A 9,738-nucleotide genomic window follows, 5' to 3' on the forward strand; every position below is an offset into this window, starting at 1 on the left:
TCAGTCGCCCCATTTATATATATTTAACTTTTGGGGTATAGCCAAGCGGTAAGGCAACGGATTTTGATTCCGTCACGCCCTGGTTCGAATCCAGGTACCCCAGCCATTTATTGCGGAAGTAGTTCAGTGGTAGAACACCACCTTGCCAAGGTGGGGGTCGCGAGTTCGAACCTCGTCTTCCGCTCCAATTATTTTATGGCGGCATAGCCAAGTGGTAAGGCACAGGTCTGCAACACCTTTATCACCGGTTCAAATCCGGTTGCCGCCTCCATATTTTATTACTCAATCGGTTTATCCGATTTTTTTTATCTCCATTATGCCGGTGTGGCGGAATTGGCAGACGCGCACGACTCAAAATCGTGTTCCTTTGGAGTGTCGGTTCGACCCCGACCACCGGTATCATAGAATGAAAGACTTCAACGATTATGTTGGAGTCTTTTTTGTAATCAAAGATAATAAGGCCCACTCTGCTAAAAAGCAAAGTGGGTTATTTAAATGGAAGGCATATTTTTCTTTTACCTGGAGAGTCTTTCATATATAGATTAGAACACCAATCTTTAGCGTGGAGCAGTAATGGTTGATTATTGTAGAGAATAGACATAATGCCTGTTAAGTAGTATTTACGATGAATAGAGAGGGTATGATTATGAACAGACACTTTTTTATTGCAGTTCCACTTCCTTCAGATATTAAAGCAGCTCTTAAAGTAAGATGTGAAAAAATGAAAACAGATTTTCATTTTAAACGATGGGTGCATCAGGAAGATTATCACATCACATTGGCTTTTTTAGGTCATGCGGATGAAGAGCAATTACAGGCTGTAATGGATAAAGCAAAAAAAAATCTTTTGAATGTTTCTCCATTCGAATTAAAAATTCAGGGGTTCAATACTTTTGGAAGAAAGGAATATCCAAGAATTTTATGGGTTGATCTGCTCGAATCGCAGCAATTAAATTTGGTGAGAGACATAATATACCGTGATTGTATGAAGGAAGGATTTGAATTAGATAAGAAGCCATTTTTACCACATATAACTGTTGCAAGAAAATGGGATGAAACATGTGGGAAAATGCCGTTCGAAGCATTGCTAGAAGAAAATTTTCAGCTTCCAGAATTTCTAGTAGAAGAAGTGATTTTGTACGAGTCAAAAATAGAGGAAACGCCAAAATATCATAAAAAAGCGGTCATTCGTTTAGATGGCCAATAATATTACAAGCAGCTCGTAAACCTAAAATGAAAAGGTTTATGAGTTTTTTTGTTTAAAACCATTTGTAATGATTAGTTCATGTTCCGTTCATTTAAGGATTTTATGCTAAGGGTGTAAAAAGGAATGGAGGAGCTCACGATGAATCTAGCCTGGAAAGAAATTAAGAAAAATAAAGTACGATTTTTAATATTAGGTTCCATTGTTTTTCTTGTTAGTTTATTAACTTTTATTATTTCTGGTTTGGCGAATGGGTTATCACAAGATAATGCCGCTTTAATTAAAGACTTACCCGAAGGACAATTTTATATGAATGAAGATGCAAATCAAACTTATAATCTGTCAAAAATAGATAGCAGTACTCAAAATAAAATAATGAGTAATGAAAAGGATGCAGTAGCTTTTTCACTACAAATGGACTTTTTAAATGATAAGGATAATAAGCAGCAAAGTGTTGCCTTTGTTACATCTACTGAATCAGATTTATTTGAAAATGTGAAGCATGAGGAAGTCATATTAGATAGCTCAATGAAAGATAAAGGAATTAATGTAGGAGATACATTAACGAATAATCAATTTAGTGGCAAGTTTGTAGTAAAGGGATTTGTTGACCAAAAGAAATATAGTCATGCACCTGTTGCCTATATTAATAAAGAGGATTATAAAGAAATTTACCGTGTGGATGAAATGCAGATGATTTTTGTACCAGACGGATATTCTTCAAAAAAAATTGCTGGGTTAGAATCATTTTCAAATAAAGAGTTTCTTAATACAATTCCAAGCTATAGCGCAGAACAAATGTCTTTAAATATGATTGTTTGGTTTTTAGTAGTCATTAGTGGGATGCTGTTTGCGATCTTCTTCTATATGATGAATGTCCAAAAAATCGGCTTATACGGAATTTTAAAAGCTATTGGTTTGAAAACAAGTAAGTTATTTAAAATGATATGGACACAGATGGCCATCATTACAGTTATTTCACTTATTTTATCGGTAACCTTTAGCCAAGCCTTTAATCTGATAGCGCCAAAAGGGATGCCTTTCACGTTAACAATCGCGACAACGACGCAATTATCGATCGTATTCCTTATTATTGGATTTATTGGGGCTACAATTTCAGGACTACAAATTAGAAAAATTGAACCATTACAAGCGATACAGCAAGGAGAGGCTTAATATGACTTTATTTAAAATCGATAAAGTTAGAAAAACGTTTACGAATGGCGAAGTAGAGGAAGAAATACTTAAAGGGATCGATCTCTCTTTAAAAGAAGGAGAAATAACAGCATTGGTAGGTGCATCTGGATCTGGTAAAAGTACGCTTCTGACAATTGCCGCGGGACTTCAGCCTGCAACAGATGGATATGTTACATTTGAGGGAAAAAACTTGTCTATCATGAACGCTGAAGAGGTTCGAAAAGTACGAGCAAGTGAATTTGGGTTTGTCTTTCAGTTTGCACACCTTGTACCTTTTCTTACCGTTGAGGAGCAACTACTGCTAATGCTAGATGTTTCTGAATCAAAATTAAAGAAGCAGGAACAAAAAAATGAAGTTGATCGAATTCTAAAATTAGTAGGGATGGATCATCGAAAAATGGCTTATCCTCAATCATTGTCTGGTGGAGAGAAGCAACGTGTAGCCATTGCCCGGGCGATCATTCATAAACCGAAAGTTCTATTCGCGGATGAACCAACTGCTAGTTTAGATTCACAGAGATCCAAAGAGGTTATGTTATTAATTAGGGATTTAACTAAAACGTTAAATATTACTACTTTAATGGTGACACATGATGAAGAGATGCTTGTTTATACAGATCGTATTATTAAAATGAGCGATGGTGTCATTCTGTAAGATGTCATTTAGATTGAACAGTAAAGAACCACAACCACATTTATTGGTGGTTGTGGTTTTTTGATTAAACAGGCTCATCATCATTTTCCGTCCCGTCTAGGCTCAATTTATAGATATTTTTAATAAGCCTAGTGTTATGTTACCAAATCACTAAACTAATGAAGCATATTATAGAAGGAAAGAGGGAGGTGATTTGAAATGGCGTTTGTCATTGCTTTATTGATAGTATTAGTTGGTTTAATAGCGGGATTCCAATTAACCGAAGGAAGGTCCGAGAAAGGGAATTACATCATTTGGGGTATCATTACAATGATAGCGTTTGCACCGTTCTTATCTTTTGTAATTGGCGTAATGTATGGAATAGTGGTTAAAAATAGTTGGGCAACATCGATTATGATGTTTTTATCTCCTTTAATTTTTGTTATAGGGTTAATTATATTACTTTTAGGTATTTATAAAAATGATGGAGGAAAGCATAAATAACTAGCTATTTGTCTCTGACAAGGGGTTGTTCCGTTCAGTGTTTTAGTTATCTTAATATAAAGGTAAAAAGCCGCAAGACTCCTACAAATTGTTTTTGAGATGAAGTGTAAATGAAATGTAGCGAAGGAGACATATGCCTTCGTGTCCAACATCCTATTTCTTGCCCTGATGCGGCTCGTGCCTTGCCGGCGGAAAAGCATAGCGGTTTTTTACCATTTAGAATGTTTATGTTAATCGAGCTTTTCGACTTACTTTACAGACCATTCTCATTAAAGCCCTGTGCAACGAAGGGAAGATCGTAAAGATAACATCCATTGTTTTACGCATTGGCATAGGACAGATAATAGGTTTATTTTTGTGTACACCTGCAATAGTGATTTTTGCTAGTTGCTGTGGAGACATCATTTTTTGCTTTTTCAATTGTTTGGACATCACTGATTTATCGATATTAATAGCGGTTGCTTTATCGAAAATAGGTGTATCAACAAAAGTCGGACATAGCGTACTTACCTTGATGCCAAATTCCTCAGCCTCATAGTGTAGTGATGTCGTTAAGCCCACAACAGCATGCTTCGTAGTTGAATATGCCGCAGATATAGGAGCTGGCCCCAACCCTGCTGCTGATGAGGTATTGATGACATGTCCAAAACCTTGTTCCTTCATGATTCGATAGCCAACTTGAGTACCATATATAACGCCCCATAAATTAAGATCCACAATGTTTTTCCATTCGTCCATTGACATATCATACATTTCACCATACATAGCTATACCAGCATTATTGAATAAATAATCTAATCTTTGAAATTCCTCATAGACATTTGTAATGACACATTCAACACTTTTGTAATCGGTTACATTTAATTCAACAAATCTAGAATTTGAAGCATCTTTATTTAGTTCTGCCTCGAGAAGACGCCCATCATGTTCGTTGATATCTGCAATAATGACAAATACATGACGACCTATTAATTCTTTGCAGATAGCCTTCCCTATACCTGATACACCACCAGTAACAATCGCAACCTTTCTCATATTCATCACCTCTCGTATGACTTCCTAATGGACGGTAGCTTCCTGCAATTTAAACTGTTCAATGACAGCTGTGTATTCTTCCGCGACAAGTTCTGCTCCTTTACTATTTAAATGAACGCCATCTAACGTTAAATGTAGCCCTCTCTTTTTGGACAATCGGTCAATTCGCAAAGGATTTTTATAAAACAATACATCTTTCATTACTCGCATAAAATTGGTGTTCATATAATCCGAACTATTAACTTGTTCCAAGTGATGCTCAAACACCTCTTGCATATTTAAAAAGCTAACATTTGCATATTTAGAGGAGATGGATTGAATAATGGAGGAGAGCTCTTTTAATTCCTTATTAGTAGTGTTTTTTATTGTCTCTCCTATTAAAGCTGGTGTTACTAAAACGACATGTTTAGAGGATGCTAAAATCATTTCTAAACAATTTACATAGTAATCTTTAAATTCTTGATGATCTTTTGTAACTGGCTGTGCCTGTACTTTCAAAAGTTTAGAGTAGACATCATTGACACCAATCCAAAGAAAGCTAAGGTCATAATAAGTAGCTAGCTTCGATTTTTCCAAACGAGTGTGTAAGCTTTTTACTGTCTCACCTGGTTTACCGAGATTGTCAAATTCGATTTGTTGATGTTTTGTTGTTAGTAATTTAAAAAATGAAACACCTGGTCGACCTTCTGTTAAGCTGTCTCCTATACATGCAATTTCCATTTATATCCCACCTTTTTTTATCTCCTTTAAAAAAATGGTTATTGCTTGGTAAAAGAGTGGCTCAAGTGCTTTCAGCTCCTGATTATTTGTAAGCTGACATAATCCTCCTAGCCATGTGCCAAGTAGAACCGTCCACTCTTCAATATTTCCATGAACAAATTCCCCTTTATCAATTCCTTCTTGCAGAATCGCACGATAAGCACTCATCGGTACGATCGCTAAATTGTGTAGCTGTTGCACTGATTCAGGGCTCGATTTTGGATTGGAAACTAGCTCTTGCCCTGATCTTAATAAAGGTGTTTGGTAATGATAGAGAACGTGCATGGCCATGCCATATAATTTTTCTGTTGCCGTGGAGTAGGTACATTCTTTTTGCAGCCATTTGTTGTTCCAGTCTTGCATTGTTTGTTGCGCTAAAAGAACGAATAGCTTTTCTTTGTTTTCAAAATGGTAATAAATATGTCCCTTGCTGTAGCCTGAAGCGGTTGAAATATCTCCAACTGATGTTTGATTATAGCCTTTTTGAGAAAACAAACTAACCGCATGTTCCATAATTTCAATTTTTGCTTTCTCGCTATCATAACGTCTTTTGTTCAATGATTTACCTCTTTTTTGAATTTGAACGATCGTTCTAATTTAATTATACAATATTTTACTAATTAATAAATAGTTAAATACCTAAGTCATCATGCTGTCACAATTCCGTACTACCAATTCAGATGAAGTTTGGGATGATTCAATGTATATAAGTCGCAACGGAAATCAACCTAACGTTATGTTGATGAAGAAAATGGAGGAAATATCCATCAAATTGTTGAACTATAAATAATGATTTAAAAATTAGGAGGGGAATTAGATGGGGAGAGTAATAGGATTTGAATTGAATAGTCAGGAACCTGAAAAAGCTGCTGAGTTTTATGCCAAGGTTTTTGGTTGGCAGGTAGCTGCACCTAATTGGGAATATTGGGCTGTAACAACCGGGGATGATAAAAAACCAGGGATTAACGGCGGTATTGGTAAGGGGCCACATGACTATCCTTTTGGAACACGTATTCAAATTGAAGTGGATTCTATCGATGAAGCCATTTCTAAAGCTAAAAAGAATGGCGCCGTCATGGTACGTGACAAAATGGAGTTCGACGAGTTTTATCTTGCCTATTTGGTAGATCCAACTGGACTTGGCTTTGGCTTAATTCAAAACAAATTCTAATTAACAAGTCTCTGCGAACGATTGCAGAGGCTTTTTTTGTTAAAAACTATATTGGAAATTATACCAAAAAAGTATATTATGAATAGTGGAGAAAGAGGGGGAAAGACATGGAAAAGATGTTAAAAATAGTATGTGCACTATTATTAGCTGTTTGGTTAATACCGATTGAAAGTGTACATGCAGCGAGCTTCAAAGATGTGTCCAAGGATAATACATTGATAACGGAAATTGATTACTTAGTGGAAAAAGGAATTATTAATGGCTATCCTAATAACCTATTTAAACCAGATACATATGTAACGAGAGCGCAGGTAGCTGTCATGTTTACACGTGCTTTAGGATTGCAAACGACGAATGTCAAAGATCCAAAGTATCAGGATGTACCTACTACACATCCCTATTATAAAGAAATTGCTGCAATGCAAAATGCTGGGATTTTCGATGCGGCACAGAAATTTAATCCGAATGCAACTCTTTCAAGAGGGGACATGGCGATTGTGCTGCAAAGAGCATTTAAAATAAAGGGATCTGAGACAAGCTATTTTACAGATGTTTCAGAGAAGACAAGGGGCTATAAGGAAATCTCGATAATTTATAGTAATAATATAACAAGAGGATATGATGATGGTTCATTTAAGCCAAATGTACCTTTAACACGAGCTCATTTTTCAGCATTTTTAGCTCGTGCATTAACGTTATCGAATCCGAATCTATTAAAAGATACGGCGTATGACAATACGTATGCGCATTATTCGTTGGAAGATAAAAAACAGTACACATTAAACTATCAGTATAGTCATTATGACGATAAGAATGATGTGTGGGCAGTAAGAGATTTGAATTCTAATAAAGCATTTAATAGTGAGCTTTTATTTAGCGATGGTGATATTTTTGGTCAAGGCGAAGACCGTGATTATGATTTATTTTACGATTTATACTTCAGATTACCCCTTAGAATTGGCGTGATTCAACATGAGGATGATGACGGGATAATTTCAGGAGTCCGTCTTACTGTTAAAACAACAGATGGCACTGTTCAAGCAGGTGGTGTCAATTATAATAATGTAATTGTTCTAGAAGAAATGTCCATATACAGGGATGGAGTTTCAACATATTACTTTGTCGATGGTATCGGTTTAGTGAAGGAGCTTTACAATGATGTTGTTATTTATGAGTTGCTTGAACGTACAGCCAATTAAATGTTAGCCACATGAAAAGCAAGTCTCCTATTAATGAGGAGGCTTGCTTTTTGTCATGAAGCATCTAATCTAATGTAATATGAAAAAAACGATGAAGTGCTTGTCGCCAATCTTTTTCGTTATGAGTTGAATAGATCGTTAGGGATTGTCCCTCGTATATTCGGAATTCATTGTTAAGCATTGTGTGTCGTCCGCGAGGGATACGAATCATAGCGATTTTATTTTTTTGTTTAGAAAGCCTTGGTGCAAACTTTGCATCGTTAGCGTCATCGAAAAAACTATAAAGTAAACGCCAATCATGTTTGGTTTCTTCGTACAGCATCCAGCCATTCGCTTCATCTCGTTCAATTTTATAAAGTTCATTACCTTCACGGTGTTGATGCCCAGCTATTAGTGGCACTGGTTTACAAGGAGCTACTGCACCTACCCCAACATCTGAAATATATGATTGACCAGCAAAATGGACAAGCAATAGCTGGTGCATAGGTACATCCTCTACAGGAGTATCTGCTTCAACATTGCGCCAAAACTGTGCATAGCGATTGGTTACAGAAAAGCCAAGCTCGCGAAGTAGCCAACTAAATAAAATATTTAGTTCAAAGCAATTGCCTCCACGATGTTGAATAATGATTTTTTGAAAAAGGTCAGGGATAGCGAAGGAGATGCCATATTTCAAGGCAACATCTAGGTTCTCATAAGGAATTGTATGTAGATGTCTTGTTTGGAGCTGACCAAGTAGCTTAATAGAGGGCTCTAAAGATCCTTGAAATTGAATAAGCTTTAAATATTGCTGTATTTGTGAATTCATAATATCGCCTCACTCCTTATTAAATAACATAACCGAAATGGCTAAAGAATACACGTGAATATTAGGAAGAAAATAATAGAAAAATAGGTAAATAACTTGTAAAATTAAAATATTAGCTACTATAAAGAAAAATATTTCCTATTATTTTAGTTAATAATAATGATTGTAAGGTAGGTATACGAATGACAAGCGAAATTAAATGCGAAATGAAATGGATAGAAGTAAACTCATACGATGAAATGAGCGAAGTAGCAGCGGATATTTTCACTAAACAATTACAAGCAAAGTCAGCAAGTATTTTAGGATTAGCAACTGGTGGTTCTCCTGTAGGGATGTATAAGGAATTAGTAAAACGCCAACAAGCTGGAAATATATCTTTTAACCACGTGATTACTTTTAACCTAGACGAATATGTAGGTCTCGATCAATCAAGTCCCGCAAGTTATTGGACATTTATGCATGAGAATTTATTCAATCATGTAGATATTAAGGAAGAAAATATACATTTACCAAATGGTAAGGCAGAGAATTTAGATGCTGAGTGTGTCGCTTATGATGCTCGAATCAAGGAAGCGGGAGGAGTTGACCTTCAGCTATTAGGCATCGGCGTTAACGGACATATTGGCTTTAACGAACCCGGCACATCTTTCGAATCTCTGACAAATATTGTAGAGTTAACAGAATCTACACGCACAGAAAATGCCATCTATTTTGATGACTCTAAGGATGTACCGACGCATGCTATTACAATGGGCATTCAATCTATTATGAATGCCAAAGAAATCGTTCTAATTGCATTTGGTGAAAAAAAACTAGAGGCTATGGAAAAATTAAAAAGTGGGTTCATCACTGAAGATTTCCCAGCAAGCCAATTATTAAACCATCCGAATGTAACGGTTATTTACGGCGGAACAAAATAGAAATTAAGCGTTAAGCGTAGACTTTATCTGATTTGAAGTCTGCGCTTATTTTTTTTGAATTCGAAAGAAGAGCCGAGGCGATGAATAGAAATCAGAGCGACGGAAAGTATGGTCCAAGCGACGGAAAGGAGGACGGAAGTGACGGAAAGAAGAGCCAAGGTGACGGATAGAAATCAGAGCGACGGAAAGAATGGTCCAAGCGACGGAAATGGGGATGGAAGCGACGGATAAAAGAGCCAAGGTGACGGATAGAAATCAGAGCGACGGAAAGAATGGTCCAAGCGACGGAAATGAGGAAGGAAGCGAC

General features: G+C 36.4%; 11 protein-coding genes and 4 tRNA genes. 11 read left to right on the forward strand and 4 right to left on the reverse strand.

Features of this window, described 5'->3' with window-relative positions; translation table 11 throughout:
• Positions 1 to 31: 31 nt before the first annotated feature.
• From ACFXN8_RS06945 to ACFXN8_RS06980, 8 genes are all read left to right on the forward strand, one after another.
• A tRNA-Gln gene (locus ACFXN8_RS06945) sits at positions 32 to 106 on the forward strand.
• Positions 107 to 112: 6 nt separating this feature from the next.
• Positions 113 to 187, forward strand: a tRNA-Gly gene (locus tag ACFXN8_RS06950).
• 10 nt (positions 188 to 197) lie between these two features.
• A tRNA-Cys gene (locus tag ACFXN8_RS06955) sits at positions 198 to 271 on the forward strand.
• 47 nt (positions 272 to 318) lie between these two features.
• Positions 319 to 399 (forward strand) — tRNA-Leu (locus ACFXN8_RS06960).
• Positions 400 to 646: 247 nt separating this feature from the next.
• A complete protein-coding gene (gene thpR / locus ACFXN8_RS06965) occupies positions 647 to 1,207 on the forward strand; it encodes an RNA 2',3'-cyclic phosphodiesterase (protein WP_386843903.1) in 561 nt (186 codons plus the stop codon).
• 138 nt (positions 1,208 to 1,345) lie between these two features.
• The gene (locus ACFXN8_RS06970; RefSeq protein ID WP_386843905.1) at positions 1,346 to 2,380 is read left to right on the forward strand and encodes an ABC transporter permease; all 1,035 of its coding nucleotides are present in this window, start codon (positions 1,346 to 1,348) and stop codon (positions 2,378 to 2,380) included.
• 1 nt (position 2,381) lies between these two features.
• Positions 2,382 to 3,056 (forward strand): ABC transporter ATP-binding protein, encoded by a 675-nt coding sequence (locus ACFXN8_RS06975; protein ID WP_386843907.1) that lies wholly within the window; start codon positions 2,382 to 2,384, stop codon positions 3,054 to 3,056.
• A 198-nt stretch (positions 3,057 to 3,254) separates the two neighbouring features.
• Positions 3,255 to 3,539: a hypothetical protein gene (locus ACFXN8_RS06980; RefSeq protein WP_376076840.1), complete on the forward strand. Its 285-nt coding sequence runs from the start codon at positions 3,255 to 3,257 to the stop codon at positions 3,537 to 3,539.
• Positions 3,540 to 3,764: 225 nt separating this feature from the next.
• Here ACFXN8_RS06980 and ACFXN8_RS06985 read toward each other — a convergent pair whose 3' ends face one another.
• Genes ACFXN8_RS06985 through ACFXN8_RS06995 form a run of 3 tightly spaced genes read right to left on the reverse strand, consistent with a single transcriptional unit; the run spans position 3,765 to position 5,891 of the window.
• A complete protein-coding gene (locus ACFXN8_RS06985; RefSeq protein ID WP_386844059.1) occupies positions 3,765 to 4,580 on the reverse strand; it encodes an SDR family NAD(P)-dependent oxidoreductase in 816 nt (271 codons plus the stop codon).
• An 18-nt stretch (positions 4,581 to 4,598) separates the two neighbouring features.
• Positions 4,599 to 5,294 (reverse strand): SGNH/GDSL hydrolase family protein, encoded by a 696-nt coding sequence (locus ACFXN8_RS06990; RefSeq protein WP_376076845.1) that lies wholly within the window; start codon positions 5,292 to 5,294, stop codon positions 4,599 to 4,601.
• The gene (locus tag ACFXN8_RS06995) at positions 5,295 to 5,891 is read right to left on the reverse strand and encodes a TetR/AcrR family transcriptional regulator (protein ID WP_386843909.1); all 597 of its coding nucleotides are present in this window, start codon (positions 5,889 to 5,891) and stop codon (positions 5,295 to 5,297) included.
• A gap of 259 nt (positions 5,892 to 6,150) precedes the next feature.
• Between ACFXN8_RS06995 and ACFXN8_RS07000 the strand changes: the two genes are divergently transcribed.
• Positions 6,151 to 6,504, forward strand: coding sequence for a VOC family protein (locus ACFXN8_RS07000; RefSeq protein ID WP_386843911.1), 354 nt, complete (start codon positions 6,151 to 6,153; stop codon positions 6,502 to 6,504).
• Positions 6,505 to 6,611: 107 nt separating this feature from the next.
• Positions 6,612 to 7,703, forward strand: coding sequence for an S-layer homology domain-containing protein (locus tag ACFXN8_RS07005; RefSeq protein ID WP_386843913.1), 1,092 nt, complete (start codon positions 6,612 to 6,614; stop codon positions 7,701 to 7,703).
• Between the two features lie 64 nt (positions 7,704 to 7,767).
• On the opposite strand, the gene ACFXN8_RS07010 is transcribed toward ACFXN8_RS07005, so the two are convergent.
• Positions 7,768 to 8,511 carry an arylamine N-acetyltransferase family protein gene (locus ACFXN8_RS07010; protein ID WP_386843915.1) on the reverse strand — a complete coding sequence of 248 codons (744 nt, stop codon included), beginning with the start codon at positions 8,509 to 8,511 and terminating at the stop codon, positions 7,768 to 7,770.
• 206 nt (positions 8,512 to 8,717) lie between these two features.
• Here ACFXN8_RS07010 and nagB point away from each other — a divergent pair, with 206 nt between their 5' ends.
• Positions 8,718 to 9,431, forward strand: a complete 714-nt coding sequence (gene nagB, locus ACFXN8_RS07015) for a glucosamine-6-phosphate deaminase (protein ID WP_386844061.1) — start codon at positions 8,718 to 8,720, stop codon at positions 9,429 to 9,431.
• Positions 9,432 to 9,738 lie beyond the last annotated feature (307 nt).

The organism is Lysinibacillus sp. NPDC059133, from assembly GCF_042755925.1.
GTDB lineage: Bacteria > Bacillota > Bacilli > Bacillales_A > Planococcaceae > Lysinibacillus.